This window comes from Candidatus Enterococcus moelleringii, assembly GCF_017377575.1.
GTDB lineage: Bacteria > Bacillota > Bacilli > Lactobacillales > Enterococcaceae > Enterococcus_A > Enterococcus_A moelleringii.
On the sequence record NZ_JAFREM010000015.1, the window covers coordinates 49364 to 68320 of the forward strand.

The following is an 18957-nucleotide window of genomic DNA, read 5'->3' on the forward strand; positions in this document are numbered from 1 at the left end:
TTTTTCTCATATAAATATTATTTATCATAATCCTAATTTTTGACTATGACAAGCCAGAGGGTGTACCTTGTTAATGTAATCAATAAGGATGTGACTCAGCTTTGACAGCTCGGCAGTTTTGGCAAGTGCAAAAAGTTTGAAGGACATGCGATGTGACCACGAGATTAATTTTTCGCTGAAAAATTAATTCCAAAACAAATCCAAGGAGGAATTTAATTATGAAAGGGATCGAAATTTTAAACAATCCATTTTTGAATAAAGGAACAGCCTTTACTAAAGAAGAAAGAAAACAATACGGACTAGAAGGGATGCTGCCTTCACAAGTACAAACACTGGAACAACAATCTGTTCAAGCTTATGGTCAATATCTAAGCAAAACTACCGATCTTGAAAAACGTATTTTCTTGATGAACATTTTCAATACAAACCGTACATTATTCTTCAAGTTAATGGACGAACATGTCGTTGAATTTATGCCAATCGTTTACGATCCAACTGTTGCTGATTCTATCGAACAATACAACGAATTGTTTGTTCAACCGCAAGATGCAGCGTTCTTGTCAGTAGACGAACCAGAAGCTATAAAAGCTAGCTTGGAAAACGCAGCAGCCGGCCGCGACATTCGTTTGATCGTTGCAACTGATGCTGAAGGTATTTTAGGAATTGGTGACTGGGGCGTTAATGGTGTAGATATTGCCATTGGTAAATTGATGGTTTATACAGCAGCTGCTGGAATCGACCCATCACAAGTATTGCCAGTATCAATTGATGCCGGAACCAACAACCAAGAACTAATCAATGATCCTTTGTATTTAGGTAACCGTCACGAACGGGTAAGAGGCGATCGTTATTACGACTTTATCGATCAATTCGTCAATGCTACCCAAGAATTGTTCCCTAAAGTATTGCTGCACTGGGAAGACTTCGGTCGTTCAAATGCTGCCAATATTTTAGAAAAATACGAAGACAAAATTACTACCTTCAACGATGACATTCAAGGAACTGGTATTGTAGTATTAGCCGGTGTTCTAGGTGCTTTGAATATCTCAGGTGAAGATTTGACTAAACAAACAGTAATGACCTTTGGTGCAGGTACTGCCGGTGTCGGTATTGCCAACCAATTGTTAGACGAAATGACTCGTCAAGGTCTATCTGAAGAAGAAGCTCGCAAACACTTCTACATGGTAGACAAACAAGGCGTATTGTTCGAAGACACTGAAGAGTTGACGAATGGTCAAAAACCATTTACTCGCCAACGCAGCGAATTTGATAATGCTGACGAATTAACCAACTTAACAGCAGCAGTCAAAGCAATTCACCCAACGATTATCATTGGGACATCTACTCAACCAGGTGCCTTCACTGAAGAAATCGTGAAAGAAATTGCAGCTAATACTGAACGTCCAATTATCTTCCCATTGTCTAACCCAACTAAGTTGGCAGAAGCAACTGCTGAAGATTTGATCAAATGGACCGATGGTAAAGCCTTGATCGGTACTGGGATTCCAGCAGCTGATGTCGAATACAAAGGTGTGACTTACCAAATTGGACAAGCCAACAATGCCTTGATGTACCCAGGTTTAGGTCTTGGTATCATCGCTTCTACCGCTTCTCGGGTAAATGGCGAGATCTTATCACAAGCCAGCCATGCTCTAGGGGGAATCGTGGATACAAGCAAACCAGGTGCAGCCGTATTGCCACCAGTATCTAAGTTAACTGAGTTTTCTCATACAATTGCTGAAGTTGTGGGACAAAGTGTCTTGGATCAAAAATTAAACAAAGAAGAAATCAAAGATATTAAACAAGCAGTCGCTGACATGAAATGGTACCCAGAATACCGCTCACTAGACGCTGAATAATCTTTAGAGGGGGAAATTAAGATGATCTTCTTTCAATCGATTCAAAGCGTCATTAGTATCATTCTCATGATTGCTTTGGGTTATATCTTGAAGGGCCAGGGATGGTTTGACGAAAAATTTGGCGGCAGCATTTCATCATTAATTACGAAAGTCGCTTTGCCAGCTTCCATTTTCGTTTCAGTTTTGAAAAATTTAACAAAGGATACCTTATTCCAACTGTCGGGTAGTTTGATCTACCCAGTTGGCGGGGTAGTTATCTCCTACATTGTTGCTTATATTTTAGTAAAAGTATTGAAAATCAGACCAGGTCGTCGCGGGATCTTTATGAACGCGGTGGTTAATGCCAACACCATCTTTATTGGGTTGCCATTAAATATTGCCTTGTTTGGCGACAAAGCTTTACCTTACTTCTTGGTTTACTATGTAACTAACACGGTTTCTACTTGGGCCTTTGGGGTGTTCTTGATCTCCAACGATGATCCAACCAAAGTGAAAGGTGAAAACAAAGCCAAACTAAATTGGAAAAAATTGCTGCCACCACCATTACTTGGTTTTATCGTAGCGATCATTTTCTTACTAGTCGGTATTCCAGTGCCAACATTTATTAACTCTACGTTGACTTACGTTGGGAATATCGTAACACCATTGTCCTTGCTTTACATTGGGATTGTACTGTACGATGCAGGGCTTAAGAGTATCCGCTTTGATCGGGATACTGTCGTAGCTTTACTAGGTCGTTTCATTTTAGCACCAGCCATTCTAATTGGTCTGCTGCTAGTTGGACAAAACGTTTTTGGTGCAGAATTAGCGCCACTATTGCAACAAACCTTGATTGTTCAGTCAGCGACTCCAATGTTGGCTGTCTTGCCAATCTTGGCTAACGAAGCTCACGGTGACGTGAAGTACGCTACCAACTTAGTTACAACAAGTACATTGCTATTCGTCATTGTTGTTCCAATCTTGATGCAGCTAGTACAATTTATTTAAACAAAAAAAGGAAAGCTCAAATGCGAGCTTTCCTTTTTTGATGTCCGGTTTAACAAAGCGAGTTTGTTAAACTTTTCCTAGTTCCCAGTAAACAGGTGGCTAAGTTTTGCTTGCACATCTTTGTTTTCCAAAAATTCATCGTAGGTTGTTTCGCTGCGGTCAACCACGCCATTTTCTGAAATAGCGATAATCCGGTTAGCGATGGTTTGGATGAACTGGTGGTCATGGGATGCAAACAGCATCGCACCCTTGTAAGCAATCAAACCTTCGTTCAAGGCCGAGATCGATTCCAAATCCAAGTGATTAGTTGGATCATCTAAAACTAAGACGTTGGCTTTAGACAGCATCAGCTTAGAAAGCATACAACGGACCTTCTCGCCCCCTGAAAGGACGTTGACAGGTTTCATTACCTCGTCACCAGAAAACAGCATACGGCCTAGGAAACTGCGTAAGAAGGTGTTGTCGTCTTCTTCTTTGCTGGCATATTGACGCAGCCAGTCTAAAATTGGCAGTTCACTGTTAAATTCATGGCTGGTATCCTTTGGCAAGTAAGCTTGGCTGGTGGTAACACCCCAACGAACAGTACCGGTATCGGGTTTCAAATCTCCCATGATAACGCGGAACAAAGTAGTTGTGACAATATCATTTTCTGCAACAAAGGCTACTTTGTCTTCCCGGTTCAAAATAAAGGAAATATTATCAAGAATCTTCTTGCCATCGATTGTGACACTGACATTTTCAAGCTGAAGCAGGTCATTGCCGATTTCACGATCTGGTTTGAATTGTACAAACGGGTAACGACGTGAAGAAGGTCGAATGTCATCAAGCGTGATTTTTTCCAGCATTTTCTTCCGAGAAGTTGCTTGCTTAGATTTAGATGCGTTGGCACTAAATCGGGCAATAAAGTCTTGTAGCTCTTTGATTTTTTCTTCTTTTTTAGCATTCGAGTCAGATTTCAATTTAGTCGCTAATTGACTAGACTCCAACCAGAAATCGTAGTTGCCGACATACAGTTGGATTTTACCGAAATCAAGGTCGGCCATGTGAGTACACACTTTGTTTAAAAAGTGGCGGTCATGGGATACGACGATAACGGTGTTATCAAAATCAATTAAGAAATCTTCCAGCCAATTGATGGATTGAATGTCCAGTCCATTAGTGGGCTCGTCCAATAGTAAAACATCTGGTTTGCCGAATAATGATTGGGCTAAAAGGACTTTGATTTTTTGACCAGCGGTTAATTCGCTCATTTTTTGCTGGTGCAGCTCTTCAGGGATATTCAGCCCTTGCAACAAAACAGCTGCTTCCGGTTCAGCTTCCCAGCCGCCTAATTCAGCGAATTCGCCTTCTAAATCAGCCGCACGAAGGCCATCTTCGTCCGAAAAATCTTCCTTCATATAAATCTCGTCTTTTTCCTTCATCACTTTATAGAGCTGTTCATGCCCCATCATTACCGTTTCAATGACTGGGAAATCTTCATAGTCAAAGTGATTTTGTTTTAAAACGGCCATCCGTTCATTCGGTCCTAAAACGATGGTGCCGGTTGACGGTTGAATTTCACCGGATAAAATTTTTAAAAAGGTCGATTTGCCAGCGCCGTTTGCGCCAATCAGTCCATAACAGTTGCCAGGGGTAAATTTAATATTCACATCATCAAAAAGTTTACGGTCAGAAAATTGTAAACTTACATCACTTACAGTAATCAATTGTTTTCCTCGCTTTTCTTTATTGGCGTAAGCCTCTTGTGCATTATAACTAGGGGTTAAAGAAGTTTCAAGCCAATAACTGTGAATTTACTTGTGTTTTAAAATACGTTAGACTAATGATGGGAAGGAGTGAGGGTGAGATGATCGGGATAATTGTAGTTGCGCATGATCATTTAGCAGAAGGACTGGTTGAGACAGCACAAGCAATTATGGGGCAACAACAACACGTAGATACCATCGCTGTGGAGGCTAAGGCAGTAAATCTCCAGGAGATGTTTGACAATAAAGCCAAAAAGATGCTTGAGGAAGTAGACGAAATCGTTTGGCTGGTTGATATATTCGGCGGGACACCGTTTCGTTACGCGAGCCAATGTGTTGTCAATAATCCAAAACAGCATTTAGTAACCGGCATTAATCTACCAATGATGCTGCAGGCACTAACCAATCGTGATCTGCCAGCTGCATCGCTGACAAAGCAGTTGGAGGATGAAAGCAAAGAAGCTATTCGTCGTATGTAAGAATCACAACACGTTTAATCAATTTGCATGATCCATTTTTCGTGAACAAAGAAAAATGGATCATGCTTTTTTGTGCGTTTTTCAGCAGCAATACAAGCGTTATCGATCACCAACTAAACCTATTTCGAGTTGAAAAGAGCAATAAAAGCAAAATATAGTTTTAAAAAACGTTTACAATTCTAAATGAGCGTGATATACTCGTTTACGAGCAGAAGGAAGAGTAAATGGTGCTCGAATATGAGGAGGTTGAGAAATGACAGTAGCGCTTGAATCGAGAGTGTTTAGTTTAACAAAACCAGAAGTAATTGAAGAAGTTAGCAAGCAACGGGAGGTTTTACCCGGTTGGGTGGCAGTTGAACCAAGCTATGCCAGCATCTGCCATGCTGATTTAAGATATTTTGCGGGTTTGCGCCGACCAGAAGCTTTAGCTAAGAAATTACCGATGGCTTTGCTGCATGAAGGAATCGGTGTAGTGAAGGAATCCGGTTCACCAGATTTTTCAGTCGGTGACCGAGTAGTAGTTGTTCCGAATATTCCAGGAGCGATTCTTCATCCGGAAATCCAACAGAAAAATGATGTTCCACCTAACTACTCCCAAGGAAATGCTTTTTTAGGCAGTGGGTATGATGGAATGGCCCAAAGCGTGTTGGTTCATCCAGCCGAATGTCTGGTTTCGATACCAGAGGAAATTCCTAATGAGATTGCGGTACTTTCTGAGTTGTCTTCGGTTTCCCATCATGCGATCAGCCATGTAGAAGAAAAACTAAGCAAAAAAGGTACGCGAGTGGCATTGTTTGGTGATGGTCCTGTAGGTTACTTTACGGCAGCAATGATGAGATATCTATACGGTATTGAAGCAGAGCGTTTCATGGTGTTTGGTGCTGCGGAAGATAAGCTGGCTAATTTTGACTTTGCCAGAACAGCCAATGTTTTGACCTATGATTTCCAAAACGAAACGGAGAAATTCGATGTAGTGATTGAATGTACCGGCGGACGTTTTAGTGAAAGTGCGATTAATCAAGCAATTATAATTGCCGATTCGCTGGCGGATATCATCATTATGGGTGTGACGGAAGAACTCGTTCCGATTAATACCCGCGATATTTTAGAAAAAGGCATCACCGTTCATGGCAGCAGCCGATCTTCTACAGTAGACTTTGCCGCTGTAGTAGAAGGAATGAGAAACGCGGATTACCGAGAAGCATTGAGCAAAATTTTACCTGAAGAAGTGACTGAAATAGCCAGCGGTGAAGATTTCCGTCAAACGATGGCTAAATTCGTTGAAAATCCTGGCTGGAATAAAACGGTTATGCACTTTAACTGGTAAATAATAGAAGGGTGGATGGCAATGACAGGGATTTTACTTATTACCCATGGTGAAATGGCTGCAGGAATTATGGATAGCCTGCAGCTGATCATGGGAGAGCAAACAGACTACCTAACCATGGGATTGAAGCATGGGGATGATATCGGTGTCTTCAATGAACAAATTCAAGAAGCAATTATTCAATTGGATCAAGGCAAAGGGGTACTGGTTATGACAGATTTGTTCTCAGCCAGCCCTTATAATCAAGCGGCTATGTGCTTCAACCAATTAAAAGGGCAGCACACGTATCGTCTGCTTTCTGGAGTGAATTTGCCGATGGTGATCGAAGCCTTTAATCAGCGGTTGATCGGTTCGGATCTTGAAACGACTTATCAAACAGCCATGCAGGCCGGTCAAACAGGTATCAAAGAGTTTTTTGAAGAAATACAAAAAATGAACTAGAGGAGCGTATAAAAATGGGCGAAATAGTATTAGCAAGAATCGACGATCGTTTGATTCATGGGCAGGTAATGACAGCCTGGCTGCAATTTACCGGAGGAAATCATATCGTCATTGTCGACGATGCCACTGCTGGTGATGAATTTACTAAATCAATTATGTCAATGGCGGTTCCTAACGGGATTAAATTGTCTATCTTAGGTGTTACTGACGGGGCGGCGTTGTTAAAAGAAATTCCTGGAAATGAAAAGGTAATTGTCTTAGCCAAAGAACCCCAAACTTATTGGCAATTAATTGAAAACGGCGTTTCTTTTGAAGAAATCATTATCGGCGGTATGGGGTCTAGAAAAGATCGTAAAACCTTCTATAAAAATATCTCTGCGACAGATGAAGAAAAAGAGACCTTTAGAAAAATTGTTGCAAGCGGTGTCAAGATGAAAATTCATGTAATTCCGGATCAAGGTTCCCATGCAATTGATAACTTACTATAAGTGAAGAGGATGTGAAAAAATGAAAATCAATTTAATTCAAGCAATTTTAATTGGTGTTGTTTATTATTTGGGAATTAATGGTACACCTTGGCTTTCATTGGTTGGTACCCATGGGTGGATGCGACCGTTAGTCAATGGAACAGTCGTCGGTTTGATCTTAGGTGATCCGGTTCAAGGCTGTATTATCGGTGCAGCTATTAACTTGCCGTACTTAGCCTTTATCTCAGCTGGTGGAACCGTAGCAATGGACCCGGCTTTGGCTGGTACATTAGGGACTGCTTTAGCAATGGCAGCCAACGTTAGTCCGTCTGTTGCGACAACCTTGGCAGTACCAATCGGTTTGTTGGGTACGCTGATCTGGGTTGCTCATATGACTGTGGATATTACCTTTGTCCATATGGCGGATAAAGCAGCCGAAGAGGGTAACATTGACAAGATTAATTGGCTTCATATCGTACCACCGCAATTATTTCTACTATTAATTACCGTTGTTCCTGTTGCTGCAGCTGCTTATTTAGGTGCGGATGCTGTTGAAGGTGTTGTCGATGCGTTAGGCGGTCGACCGTTAGCCGTTCTATCAGCAATTGGTGGGATCTTGCCAGCATTAGGGATTGCGATGAACTTACGCGCGATGAACGGGAAAGGAACATTATTGTTCTTTGTACTTGGTTTCATGTTAGCTGTTTACTCTGGTCTTCCTGCTGTACCAATTGCCGTGTTCGCGCTAGTGATCGGTTATGTATTTACTGAGCTGTATCTGAAAGATAAGAATGGAGGAATGGTCTAATGGAACAAACGACAACGGAACCAACTAAATTACTGACGAAAAAGGATGTTGTCAAAGCCTTCTGGCGCTGGACCTTCTTTTCACATGCCAATTACAATTACGAGCGGTTGCAAGCAACCGGTGTAGTACACGCTTTTAGCCCAATTTTGAAAAAGCTTTATGGTAAAGATGAGGACGAAATGAAAGCGGCATTGGATCGCCACATGCAGTTTTTCAACACCGAGCCTTCCTTTGGCGGACCGATCTTATCAATGGTTATTGCCATGGAGGAAGAACGTGCCAGTGGTGCGGATATTCCAGATCAGACAATTAATGGGTTGAAAACTGGGTTAATGGGGCCTTTAGCCGGTATTGGCGATACGCTTTGGCAAGGAACTTTGATTCCGATCTTACTTTCCTTTACGCTGCCTTTTGGTTCACAGGGAAATATTTTCATGGGACCAGTTTTATTCTTCGCGCTGCATTGGATTATCATGACTGTGATTGCCTACTTCTTATGGATTCAAGGCTATGAGCAAGGTAAAGAAGGAATTCAAAAGATGATGGCTGGTGGTCGTTTATCCTATATCATGACCTTCTCACAAACTCTGGGAGCGATTGTAATTGGATCGCTAGCGGCAAACTTCGTTAAAATTGCTACACCGCTGCAGGTACACTTAAGCGGCAAAGAGTCATTGTCGATTCAAACCGATGTGTTAGACAGCCTGATCAAAGGAATTTTGCCTTTAGGTGTCACTTTGTTGACGTATTATTTGCTGAAAAACAAAAAATACACACCAACCAAAGTACTGGTGATTCAAATTGTCGGTGGGGCAGTCTTAGCTGCACTAGGCTTAATCGTGAATGCTATTTAGAATGTAACTGTAATTCCTAACCAACAAAAAAGGCCATGCTGAATCCTCAGCATGGCCTTTACTAGGTTATTCTTCTCTCAAAAGTTCCCCTAAGGCAGGCATATCATGAACCTTGTATTTCTCTTTGAAGGCTTGAACTTCTTCAGCTGAAAATTCAGCTGGGTCTAATTTCAATTCTTCGACTGGCAATGGACGAGCATTTTCGATTTTTACATCGATAACGACAGGTCGTTTGCTGTTTTTAGCTGCCTCAAAGGCAGGTTGTAATTGATCATATTCAGTAATAGTGAAGCCTTCAGCACCCATGGCTTCTGCTGCTTTACCGAAGTCTGCGCCCCCTAAGAACACACCAAATTTCTTTTGTTCGGTATCTTCTTGTTCGGCTTCAATGAAACCAAATGATTCATTGGAGAAGACCACGTTGATAATCGGCAATTCGTACTTCACTTGGGTCATAATGTCTTGCATCACCATGGCGAAGCCGCCGTCACCGCTTAACGTAAAGACTTGGCGATCTGGATAGCTCAATTGAGCAGCGATCCCGCCTGGTACGCCATTCCCCATCGTCGCAAACCAGCCAGAAGTCGTATGAAGCTGTTGGCCGTTCATTTCTAAATGGCGAATCGAGTTGATGGTTGTATTACCGACATCGGTAACGAAGATCGCATCTTCTTCGGCAATCCGATTGATTTCTTTAAAGACAGGTTCTGGGCGTAATGGCGATTGTTTGTCTTCATAGAAGCTTTTACGCCAGTTGTGCCAGTTTTTAATGTTTGTTTGATTGGCTTTGAACCAATGATCGGCTGGTCGAGCTTCACCTAGTTCAACCATTCTGCGCAAAGCAGTGTTGGCATCACCAAAGATTGCTACATCGGTATGATGGCGACGGCCGAATTTAACCATATCAATATCCACTTGGATGAACTTCGCTTCAGGATTGAAGAAAGCTCGTGCAAATGGGAAGTCACTACCGACAAAGACAATTAAGTCCGCCTTAGCTAGTGCTTCATTGGCTGGTTTAGTCGCTACTCGAGCCGCAAATCCTAAGAAGTTTTCATAGGTATCCGGAACAATCCCCTTAGCCAAAACAGCCGCAGCTACTGGCATTGAGAAATGCTCAGAGAAAGCCTTGATATCTTCAAAACCGCCTCGTGTTCCTTGTCCTACATATAGAACCGGTTGTTTAGCCGCTTCAATCAAAGGAATCGCTGCCTTCAAATCCTCTTCAGCCGGCATCGCAACACCGGTACGATGATTTTTAGCTGTTGCAATTTCTTGTTCTTCAATATCTTCAAATCCAAAGTCAACCGGTATCGTTACTACAGCTACACCTTTGTGTTCATAAGCCGCTTTAATCGCTTCATCAACTAAATGAGGCAAACTTTCAGGTGTCATAGCTGTCCGGTTGTAGATACTTACGTCTGCGAACATTGGATTTTCATTCATTTCTTGGAACATATTGTAGTTCATGGCAGTTGAAGCAACTTGGCCTAACAAAGCCACAACCGGAACATGGTCCATTTGGGCATCGTATAAGCCGTTAATCAAATGGCTGGCGCCTGGTCCGGCAGAACCGAAAACTGCACCGACTTTGCCTGTAAGTTTGGCGTCAGCGGCGGCAGCTAGAGCACCGACTTCTTCGTGACGGACTTGAACGTATTTTACACTTTCTCTTTCTTTGTATAAGGCATCCATCGTTGAGTTAAAGGAACCTCCAGGGATTCCGTAAATATGATCAACGCCCCAAGCTTCGAACACTTTGACCATTGCAATAGCAGCATTAATTTTTGTCATGTTTCTCACTCGCTTTCTTAATAGCTAACACCTTAAGTATAACGCTTTTGCTAAATCCAACCAAAGAATGTGTTTCGCCTAGCATTTGAGAGGCGGTCTATCTTGTGATAAACTAAAAAAGAGCGTAAAAACGCTTTAGGAGGTTAGTATGGCAGAATGGTTGTTGACGTTGTCTGCTTGGCAGCAGGCATTAGTGGGTACACTGTTTACTTGGGGAATGACTGCTTTGGGAGCAGCGATGGTTTTCTTCTTTAAAAATATTAATCGCAATGTATTAAACACAATGCTGGGATTTGCTTCTGGGGTCATGATTGCCGCCAGCTTCTGGTCGTTGTTAGATCCGGCAATTGAAGCAGCAGAAGAGAACGGTTCGATTCCCTGGTTGGTAGTCAGTATCGGCTTTGGTTTAGGCGGACTCTTTTTATATCTGGCAGATAAGACAATTCCTCATATGCATTTTGGGCCAAACCAGGAAAAAGAAGGCTTGCCTAGTCATTTAAAGAGGACGATCTTACTGGTATTTTCTATTACCTTACATAACATTCCGGAAGGTTTGGCAGTAGGAGTTGCTTTTGGAGCGGCAAGCGAAGCCGCGAATCCAACAGCAGCGGTACTGGCAGCGGTCTCGGTTTCCTTAGGGATTGGGATTCAGAACTTTCCTGAAGGGGCAGCAGTATCGATCCCGCTGCGGCAAGAAGGGCTTAGCCGGTGGAAATCCTTTTTATATGGCCAAGCATCGGGGATTGTGGAGCCGATTGCCGCAGTCATTGGGGCCGTACTGGTGATGCGGGTTCAGCCGCTATTGCCTTATGCGTTAGCTTTTGCCGCAGGTGCGATGATCTATGTCGTGGTGGAAGAGCTTATTCCAGAAGCACAAGCAACCACCGACAGCAAGCATCATCATGCTGTATTTGGCGCCATGTCCGGCTTTATTATTATGATGATTCTAGATGTAGCATTAGGGTAAATGTAGGAACGGTTTTATACCGTTCTTTTTTTCGTTTATCTGCAGCTACTAACAGCCAAAGCAACACAGGTTAAGTTATTAAGAGGAAAAGCAGTTTCTTAATGTTTTACGGTATATTTCATGGAAATGTTCATATTTAGTTGCAATTTCAGCTGGGAGATGTTATGCTATCTCATGTAATACTTTTGATATGTGACTATTTGTTTATCTATACTTGTTGATACGCACTTCTTTCTACACGTCATTTCTTATTACAAAAATAAACACAGTTGATGTGTATTTGGAGGTACTTATTATGAATAACGGTACAGTAAAATGGTTTAACGCAGACAAAGGATTTGGATTTATCACTGGAGAAGACGGCAACGATGTATTTGCTCACTTTTCAGCTATCCAAGGCGAAGGATTCAAGAGCTTAGAAGAAGGCCAAGCAGTTACTTTCGATATCGAAGAAGGTCAACGTGGACCTCAAGCTACTAACATTGTTAAAGCTTAATCACACTAATTAATGAGGAGATCTATTAAGATCTTCTCTTTTTTTTTACATTTTAGGAGGATGAAAAAATGGCTGGAAAAACGTTTGGATATAGACCTAATGTCCCTTCAGAAATTGGTGAAAAATTTATGGTGGGCTCGGAAGTCGCGTTCTTTTATAAGGAAGAAGCGCAAGTTGGTGTCATTGAAACCATGTTGAATAACTCGGCTGTCGTTAAAATTGTTCTTAGCCCTACCAAAACATTGCACGATTTCACTACAGTCATTCGTTATGCGGATCTGCAGGATACCAAAATTAACTAATCTTCTAGGTACACAAAAGAGAACAAATCATCTGATCCTGTTTGAGATGATTTGTTCTCTTTTTTCGTATTTGTAAGGATACGTTTAAACTAAATTAGGTATTAATAGCGACGCTGCTGGCTGCGTTTGGTTAACCAATTAACAATAAAGTAAGCAATTGCTAAAGGAACCCCAACGCGAAAGACAACTGACAGTAATCCGGAAATCAGCGGGCCGACGATGTGCAAAGCAAGACTAGCTACGAGAAAAAAGCCGATGACCATTAAAATACGTACAGGCGTTGAATATTCTTTCATAAGTTTCTCCTTCTTCCTTGTTGTTCTTGATGATGTATAAAGTATAACAAAGGTTTTTATTAAAAACGTCCAACCTAAGATGTATTTCTAGATTGGCTATTAGTATGAGAAGTTTGTTAAAATGGAGCTATCTTAGTTTGTGCAACTATGCTAGAGTAGAAGCAAAATGAATAAATGATGAGGAGCAAAAGCATGCTAGAAGCAATTATTTTTGATATGGACGGGGTATTAGTTGATTCAGAATATACCTATTTTGAGAGCAAGTCCGCTATTTTGAAGGAAGCAGGTCATCCAGTAGAAGAAAGCTATCATTACCAGTTTATGGGGACTACCGGTGAATTCATGTGGCAAAAGATGAAGGAAGAATTTGATTTGTCGCTGTCAGTGGAAGAATACGTGAAAAAAATGGTTCAAATGCGGGAAGTAATGGTAGAAAAGGACGGAGTTCGCCCAATCGAAGGGGCACCAGCATTTGTTAAACGCCTATACGAAGCAGGATTACCTTTAGGAGTGGCTTCTTCTTCGACTTTAAAAGAAATCAAATCCAACTTAAAAGCCTTAGGAATTGCTGAATGCTTTCAAGTAGTCATGAGCAGCGAAGAAGTTCCTAACTCCAAACCCGCTCCAGATGTTTATTTGGAAGTGGCACGACGTTTAGGTGTAGAGCCAGTGAATTGCTTAGGCATTGAAGACACCAAAAACGGCAGTACCTCGGTTAATCGTGCTGGGATGGTTTGCGTAGGTTTCCACAATCCTATTTATCCTAAACAAGATTTGCAAAAAGCAGATCGCATCGTAGAAAGTTTTGATGCGTTAGATCGAGAAGCTTTAGCAAAAATCCAACAAGAAGTGAGAGATGAACAAGATGCAGCAAGCAGTCATTAATCAGCAGAAGTTTATCTCCGAGGGCGGCTGCAATGCTTGCGGCTTTCAAAGCAGCATCACCTATACCTTGCATTTAGAAAATCAGAAAACCATCTTGCTGGACGAGTATGACAATCCTTCTTTGATTACGGCGTTAGTGATGGAAAATGGCTGGCGGCAGGACTACGTAACAATCGGAATCGGCGAGGATGAATTGGTCTTCAAAAAAGCCGATCAGCAGATTGAGGTTCACGAAGTCGGCCCCATGATTACCTATCAAAAAGCTGACTACAGATGTTCAATCCCTAAGTGTGCAGCAGTCAAAGAAGAAGGATTCATTCAAGTCAATCAAGTGCTGCAGGAGATCTTTTCCATTCCAGCCTACGAATTTTTAGAAGTCGTTAAATAAGCAAAGACCGAAACCTTGGATAATTCCAAAGGCTTCGGTCTTATTTTTGTGTTTAAGGCTTATTTTTGCAAATCTTCCCAAGTCCAGTCAGTAACATCAACTAGATCTTTTCCTTCTTTGCGAATGTAGTCGTGATGACGTTGCAGAATTTCGTCCATTTCTTCCGAAAATTCCGCAGCTGCTTCACCATGAACGGCATTGGCTGCATCTTGAGCTAAGTGGAAGCGATCCATTTCGCTAAAGACCCGCATATCAAACGGCGTAGTGATATCGCCATTTTCCCGGTAGCCATGGATATGCAGATTATGATTGTGGCGATCAAAGAAGAAATCGCGAATCATATTTTCATAGCCATGGAAAGCAAAGACAATTGGCTTATCTGTTGTAAACAAGTCATCAAATGCTTCATCACTTAACCCTCGTGGGTCGTTATCAGGATGACGCAATTTCAAAATATCTACCACATTGATAAAGCGAATCTTCATCTCTGGGTAATGCTTATTCAGAATGCTGACAGCAGCCAGTGCTTCCAAGTTTGGCTCAGTTCCGGCAGCTGCGATGACGATATCCGGCTCGCTGTCGCCATCGGTACTTGCCCAGTCAATGATCTTCATTCCTTTGTCGACTAATTCTTCCGCTTCTTGGGCTGAATAGAATTGAGGACGGGGATGTTTGCTGGAAACAATCAAGTTAATGACTTGCTCTTCCTGCAAGGCTTTGTCCATAACGGCCATTAACGTATTAGCATCTGCTGGCAGATACTCGCGAATAAATTCAGGTTTCTTCTCAGCTAAATGAGACAAGACACCTGGATCTTGATGGGTATAGCCATTATGGTCTTGCTGGAAGACTGTCGATGTTGAAATCAAGTTCAAGGATGGATAATGCTTGCGCCAAGATTGATCACTAGCTTTGCGCATCCATTTGAAATGCTGCGTTAACATTGAATCAACTACTCGCAAGAAGGACTCATAACTGGCAAAGAAGCCATGACGCCCAGTTAATACATACCCTTCTAAGAAGCCTTCTGCTTGGTGCTCAGACAATTGACCATCAATTACCCGACCAGCTGATGCCTGCCATTCATCATAACTTTTCTTAGGCTCTAGCCATTGGCGATCGGTTACCTCAAAGACCTTATTCAAGCGATTAGACTTAGTTTCATCCGGTCCAAAAATTCGGAAATTGTCAGGGTTGTTCTTAATAATACCCCGTGCATGACCACCAAAGACGATCATATCCTGTGCAGTGACAGCACCGGGATGTGACGTATCCACTGCTAGTTCTCGCCAATCTGGCATATTCAACGGTTTTGGATCAATCCCGCCATTGGTAATTGGATTGGTAGACATCCGTCTATCTCTCTTAGGTGAGATTTCACGGATCGATTCAACTAAGGTACCATTTTCGTCAAACAGTTCTTCCGGACGATAAGACTTCAACCACTCAACTAATTTATCAGCGTGTTCCATATGTTCACCATCTACCGGAATCGGCACTTGGTGAGCCCGGAAAGTCCCTTGAATTTGTTCATTGTCCCATTCTTCTGGACCTGTCCAGCCTTTTGGTGTACGGAAGATAATGACCGGCCATTGCGGCATGGTTGCATCTTCGGCTTTGCATTGGCGAGCTTTGGTTTGGATTGCTTTAATTTCTTCAATCACTTTATCCAAGGTTTCCGCCATAATTGGATGAACCTTTTCCGGATCAGTTCCTTCAACAAAGTAAGGCTTCCAGCCCATTCCTTCAAAATACTTGGTTAAATCTTCATTACTCTTGCGAGAAAGAATCGTCGGATTGGAAATTTTTCCGCCATTTAAATAGAGAATTGGCAAAACAGCTCCGTCATTGACCGGATTAATGAAGACATTTGAAAACCAGCTGCCGGCTAAGGGCCCAGTTTCTGCTTCACCATCACCGATAACCGTAGCTGCGATCACGTCGGGGTTATCCAAAATAGCACCAGTAGCGTGGGAAATGGAATAGCCCAGCTCGCCGCCTTCATGGATTGAACCAGGAGTTTCTGGTGCAGCATGAGAGGCAATCCCCCCTGGGAATGAGAACATCTTAAATAGACGTTTCAAACCGGCTTCATCTTGAGTTACTTCCGGATAAATTTCGGTATAGCTGCCGTCGATGTAAGAGTTGGACACCATTACTTGACCGCCATGACCAGGTCCTTCAATGTAAAACATGTTCAAGTCATACTTATTAATCACCCGATTTAAATGGGCATAAATAAAGTTCTGACCGGCAATCGTTCCCCAGTGTCCAATTGGATGTGTTTTAATATCTTCTTTTTCAATGGAGCGCTTTAATAAAGGGTTGTCCTTTAAATAAATTTGAGCGACAGAAATATAATTGGCTGCCCGCCACCAGGCGTTGAGTCGGTCGAAATATTCTTTAGAATCTACGTTTACTGTCATAAGTAAAAGCTCCTTTTTTAGTATTTTTTACTATAATGTATCCAATTTCACTATAGCGCGATTGGAAAAAATTGTAAAACAATCAGTCTCTCGTTACATCACGGGATAGTTAAATAATGAGACTTACTGGTTAAAAAAAGCCAAATGTTGAGCACCAAGTTGCCTAAAGGGTTAGAAAAAAAGTATATTGAAGGAATGAAATTCTTTGGTTTGACCGCCTTGTTCATAAAAGAACAAGCAAGAAACGGTATAAGCTGTAAAAAAAGGTCTCATGTTGCATAAAAAACACTGAATATTTTGGGAACAACACTAGTAGTATTGTAAGCGATTTTATAATAAATTGTAGTTGTGAGAGGGATGGCTATGAACTTAGAAAAACGAACGAATCAAATCTTTATCGAATTAATCAACAATCCGCAGATGACTAGTAAAGCCGTGTGCGAAAAATTTGATCTATCACGAGGGCAGTTGAATTACGCCTTAAAAAAAATCAACGAGTCCTTGCAAGATGAAAAGCTTGGGGTCATTAAAAGAACAAAAAATGGTCGTTTTATCATTCCAAATGAAACCTTATCTTACTTTAAAGGTGGTGATGAAACACTCGGCGAGGTTAAGGAAAATTATGTGTTTTCTGGCAAAGAGCGAGTGTATCTAATCGAATTAATGCTGTTAAGCAAAGAGGATTATCTTTCCTTGAATCACTTTATTGATGATTTGCAGGTTAGTCGCAATACGATTTTACGGGATTTAAAAGAAACCAATTTAGATGTCATCCGCCATGACCTAACCTTGAAGTACACCCGGCAAAAAGGCTACTTCATTGATGGCGATGAATGGAACAAACGTCAGCTATTATCGGATGTTCTCAGTCATCTAGCGGAAATGTACAACGGAGTTCAATTTATTATCCAGTTTGCCAATATGGATATTGCTATGATTGAAACCTTCCGCAAACGGGTGGAATTAATTGAAGAAGACTTGAATGTTCAATTTACTGATGACCGATTGAAAATCCTACCGTTGCTGATTATCTTGTTAATCCGCCGGGCCCAAAGAGGCAAACTGATCTCTTACAGCTTTAAAGTCAACTATCGGGAACTGGCAGATACGAAAGAATATCTAGCTGCCGATCGGGTAGTTTGGGACGTGGATGGGATTAGTGAAAATGAACGGGTGTATCTAACGCTGCTGCTTTTAACCACCAATCTTTCCCGGGGCGATATTCTTTCAGTGAAGGAAATCAACAAGCTGAAGGAAGCCTTGGAAGGAGTTATTGCTAATTTTGAGAAAATCGCCGGCGTTAACCTGGAGAACAAAGAAAAGCTTTTGGAGCGTCTGCTGGTTCATATGCGGCCAGCCTATTACCGGATTAAGTATCATTTGAATTTACAAACCAAGTATTATCAAGAAAATAAAGATGCCAATTTGTTCTCACTGGCTTATTTAGTCAAAGAGGCGAGTGGTCCGTTGGAGGAGTTCTTCGGACAAGAAATTCCTGAAGCCGAGTTGTTTTTCATTTCCTTATTCATCGGCAGCCACATTATCGAGAGCACGGAGATCATTCATCCGGAAAATCGCAAGAAAGGCATCATCGTTTGTCCCAACGGTGTTTCGATCGCGGTGCTATTGGAAAACACGCTGCGGAACCTGTTGCCGGAAATTGATTTTGTAGCCCTGATGTCTGCCCGCGAATTTTATCAAAAGGAACATGAGGCTGATTTTATCTTTTCAGCTGTTCCCTTAAAAACCGAGAAAAATGTATTTGTAGTGAATAGTTTTTTGACGGAGCAAGAGAAAAAACAGCTGCGGGAACGAGTACTGCGCTCAACTGCGGTAATCCAGCCCGGCGTTGTGACACCGGAAAAGGTTTTATCGGTAGTGAAAAAGTACGCAACGATAACCGATGAGGATCAATTGTATAGTGAGCTGTTGAATCTGTTTACACCGAAGGAATCAAAAATTTTAACCCGGAAGCGACCACGCTTAGTGGATCTGTTAAAAGGAGAAACGATTCAAATATTTGAAGAGCCTACTGAATGGTTGACGGTACTAGATGAATTGGCGCAGCCGCTGCAACGACAACAGGTAATCAACGAGCACTATATCGAAGCACTAAAAGAAGAAATGCCCACTTTGCCGGCCTATACCGTACTGCGTAACCGAATTGTTTTGCCTCATACTGTTCCTGAAGCAGGAGCAACGGGCGTAGGAATCAGCTTAGGCATACTAAAACATGCCCTAACCGCTGATGATGGCAGTCGGATCAAGACAGTCGTGCTGTTAGGTTCAAACGACAAGGATGAGCATATCGATTTGATTTTTGAGCTGATGAGTTTGGCTGGTGCCAAACAAATTGATCAATTAGAACAAGCAAAAAATGAAGCGGAAGCCCGCGCGGCTTTACTAAGCTTTAACGAAGATTATTGGAGGTAATTA

At 41.9% G+C, this 18957-nt stretch carries 18 protein-coding genes; 14 read left to right on the forward strand and 4 right to left on the reverse strand.

The window, feature by feature from the left end:
• Nucleotides 1-182 precede the first annotated feature (182 nt).
• On the forward strand, nt 183-1859 hold the full coding sequence (locus tag JZO70_RS09450; RefSeq protein ID WP_347565125.1) for a malolactic enzyme: 1677 nt from the start codon (nt 183-185) through the stop codon (nt 1857-1859).
• Between the two features lie 21 nt (nt 1860-1880).
• Nucleotides 1881-2846 (forward strand): AEC family transporter, encoded by a 966-nt coding sequence (locus tag JZO70_RS09455; RefSeq protein ID WP_207673314.1) that lies wholly within the window; start codon nt 1881-1883, stop codon nt 2844-2846.
• A 77-nt stretch (nt 2847-2923) separates the two neighbouring features.
• Here the strand turns inward: JZO70_RS09455 and JZO70_RS09460 are convergent, their stop codons facing one another.
• Entirely contained in the window at nt 2924-4552 is a 1629-nt protein-coding gene (locus JZO70_RS09460) for an ABC-F family ATP-binding cassette domain-containing protein (protein ID WP_207673315.1), read from the reverse strand.
• 140 nt (nt 4553-4692) lie between these two features.
• Here JZO70_RS09460 and JZO70_RS09465 point away from each other — a divergent pair, with 140 nt between their 5' ends.
• The 6 genes from JZO70_RS09465 (at nt 4693) to JZO70_RS09490 (ending at nt 8967) form a co-directional block, all read left to right on the forward strand.
• Nucleotides 4693-5070, forward strand: a complete 378-nt coding sequence (locus JZO70_RS09465; protein ID WP_207673316.1) for a PTS sugar transporter subunit IIA — start codon at nt 4693-4695, stop codon at nt 5068-5070.
• A gap of 253 nt (nt 5071-5323) precedes the next feature.
• Nucleotides 5324-6397, forward strand: a complete 1074-nt coding sequence (locus JZO70_RS09470) for an alcohol dehydrogenase catalytic domain-containing protein (protein WP_207673317.1) — start codon at nt 5324-5326, stop codon at nt 6395-6397.
• Between the two features lie 21 nt (nt 6398-6418).
• Nucleotides 6419-6838 (forward strand): PTS sugar transporter subunit IIA, encoded by a 420-nt coding sequence (locus JZO70_RS09475; protein WP_207673318.1) that lies wholly within the window; start codon nt 6419-6421, stop codon nt 6836-6838.
• Nucleotides 6839-6852: 14 nt separating this feature from the next.
• Nucleotides 6853-7326: a PTS sugar transporter subunit IIB gene (locus JZO70_RS09480; protein ID WP_207673319.1), complete on the forward strand. Its 474-nt coding sequence runs from the start codon at nt 6853-6855 to the stop codon at nt 7324-7326.
• A 19-nt stretch (nt 7327-7345) separates the two neighbouring features.
• Nucleotides 7346-8113, forward strand: a complete 768-nt coding sequence (locus JZO70_RS09485; RefSeq protein WP_207673320.1) for a PTS mannose/fructose/sorbose/N-acetylgalactosamine transporter subunit IIC — start codon at nt 7346-7348, stop codon at nt 8111-8113.
• Complete coding sequence (locus JZO70_RS09490) at nt 8113-8967, forward strand: PTS system mannose/fructose/sorbose family transporter subunit IID (RefSeq protein ID WP_207673321.1); 855 nt, start codon at nt 8113-8115, stop codon at nt 8965-8967. The genes JZO70_RS09485 and JZO70_RS09490 overlap by 1 nt, the downstream gene beginning before the upstream one ends.
• A 66-nt stretch (nt 8968-9033) precedes the next feature.
• On the opposite strand, the gene spxB is transcribed toward JZO70_RS09490, so the two are convergent.
• Nucleotides 9034-10761, reverse strand: a complete 1728-nt coding sequence (gene spxB, locus JZO70_RS09495) for a pyruvate oxidase (protein ID WP_207673322.1) — start codon at nt 10759-10761, stop codon at nt 9034-9036.
• A gap of 148 nt (nt 10762-10909) precedes the next feature.
• Between spxB and JZO70_RS09500 the strand changes: the two genes are divergently transcribed.
• From JZO70_RS09500 to JZO70_RS09510, 3 genes are all read left to right on the forward strand, one after another.
• A complete protein-coding gene (locus tag JZO70_RS09500) occupies nt 10910-11728 on the forward strand; it encodes a ZIP family metal transporter (RefSeq protein ID WP_207673323.1) in 819 nt (272 codons plus the stop codon).
• Between the two features lie 295 nt (nt 11729-12023).
• Nucleotides 12024-12224: a cold-shock protein gene (locus JZO70_RS09505; RefSeq protein ID WP_207673324.1), complete on the forward strand. Its 201-nt coding sequence runs from the start codon at nt 12024-12026 to the stop codon at nt 12222-12224.
• Nucleotides 12225-12292: 68 nt separating this feature from the next.
• Nucleotides 12293-12526, forward strand: a complete 234-nt coding sequence (locus JZO70_RS09510; protein WP_207673325.1) for a hypothetical protein — start codon at nt 12293-12295, stop codon at nt 12524-12526.
• Between the two features lie 101 nt (nt 12527-12627).
• On the opposite strand, the gene JZO70_RS09515 is transcribed toward JZO70_RS09510, so the two are convergent.
• Nucleotides 12628-12822 (reverse strand): hypothetical protein, encoded by a 195-nt coding sequence (locus JZO70_RS09515; RefSeq protein ID WP_207673326.1) that lies wholly within the window; start codon nt 12820-12822, stop codon nt 12628-12630.
• Between the two features lie 192 nt (nt 12823-13014).
• Here JZO70_RS09515 and JZO70_RS09520 point away from each other — a divergent pair, with 192 nt between their 5' ends.
• Nucleotides 13015-13707 (forward strand): HAD family hydrolase, encoded by a 693-nt coding sequence (locus tag JZO70_RS09520; RefSeq protein ID WP_207673327.1) that lies wholly within the window; start codon nt 13015-13017, stop codon nt 13705-13707.
• Nucleotides 13679-14095, forward strand: coding sequence for a DUF4809 family protein (locus JZO70_RS09525; protein WP_207673328.1), 417 nt, complete (start codon nt 13679-13681; stop codon nt 14093-14095). Before JZO70_RS09520 ends, JZO70_RS09525 begins: the two co-directional genes overlap by 29 nt.
• Before the next feature lie 59 nt (nt 14096-14154).
• On the opposite strand, the gene JZO70_RS09530 is transcribed toward JZO70_RS09525, so the two are convergent.
• Nucleotides 14155-16521, reverse strand: a complete 2367-nt coding sequence (locus JZO70_RS09530; protein WP_207673329.1) for a phosphoketolase family protein — start codon at nt 16519-16521, stop codon at nt 14155-14157.
• Nucleotides 16522-16884: 363 nt separating this feature from the next.
• Between JZO70_RS09530 and JZO70_RS09535 the strand changes: the two genes are divergently transcribed.
• Nucleotides 16885-18954, forward strand: coding sequence for a BglG family transcription antiterminator (locus JZO70_RS09535; RefSeq protein ID WP_207673330.1), 2070 nt, complete (start codon nt 16885-16887; stop codon nt 18952-18954).
• Nucleotides 18955-18957: the final 3 nt, after the last annotated feature.

Bases quoted from the DNA above. Each gene is read 5' to 3' on its own strand.
- JZO70_RS09510 (WP_207673325.1), top strand. From the start codon at position 12,293: ATGGCTGGAAAAACGTTTGGATATAGACCTAATGTCCCTTCAGAAATT.
- JZO70_RS09475 (WP_207673318.1), top strand. From the start codon at position 6,419: ATGACAGGGATTTTACTTATTACCCATGGTGAAATGGCTGCAGGAATT.
- JZO70_RS09470 (WP_207673317.1), top strand. From the start codon at position 5,324: ATGACAGTAGCGCTTGAATCGAGAGTGTTTAGTTTAACAAAACCAGAA.
- JZO70_RS09465 (WP_207673316.1), top strand. From the start codon at position 4,693: ATGATCGGGATAATTGTAGTTGCGCATGATCATTTAGCAGAAGGACTG.
- JZO70_RS09455 (WP_207673314.1), top strand. From the start codon at position 1,881: ATGATCTTCTTTCAATCGATTCAAAGCGTCATTAGTATCATTCTCATG.
- JZO70_RS09505 (WP_207673324.1), top strand. From the start codon at position 12,024: ATGAATAACGGTACAGTAAAATGGTTTAACGCAGACAAAGGATTTGGA.
- JZO70_RS09480 (WP_207673319.1), top strand. From the start codon at position 6,853: ATGGGCGAAATAGTATTAGCAAGAATCGACGATCGTTTGATTCATGGG.
- JZO70_RS09490 (WP_207673321.1), top strand. From the start codon at position 8,113: ATGGAACAAACGACAACGGAACCAACTAAATTACTGACGAAAAAGGAT.
- JZO70_RS09535 (WP_207673330.1), top strand. From the start codon at position 16,885: ATGAACTTAGAAAAACGAACGAATCAAATCTTTATCGAATTAATCAAC.
- JZO70_RS09515 (WP_207673326.1), bottom strand. From the start codon at position 12,822: ATGAAAGAATATTCAACGCCTGTACGTATTTTAATGGTCATCGGCTTT.
- JZO70_RS09520 (WP_207673327.1), top strand. From the start codon at position 13,015: ATGCTAGAAGCAATTATTTTTGATATGGACGGGGTATTAGTTGATTCA.
- JZO70_RS09500 (WP_207673323.1), top strand. From the start codon at position 10,910: ATGGCAGAATGGTTGTTGACGTTGTCTGCTTGGCAGCAGGCATTAGTG.
- JZO70_RS09530 (WP_207673329.1), bottom strand. From the start codon at position 16,521: ATGACAGTAAACGTAGATTCTAAAGAATATTTCGACCGACTCAACGCC.
- spxB (WP_207673322.1), bottom strand. From the start codon at position 10,761: ATGACAAAAATTAATGCTGCTATTGCAATGGTCAAAGTGTTCGAAGCT.
- JZO70_RS09485 (WP_207673320.1), top strand. From the start codon at position 7,346: ATGAAAATCAATTTAATTCAAGCAATTTTAATTGGTGTTGTTTATTAT.
- JZO70_RS09525 (WP_207673328.1), top strand. From the start codon at position 13,679: ATGAACAAGATGCAGCAAGCAGTCATTAATCAGCAGAAGTTTATCTCC.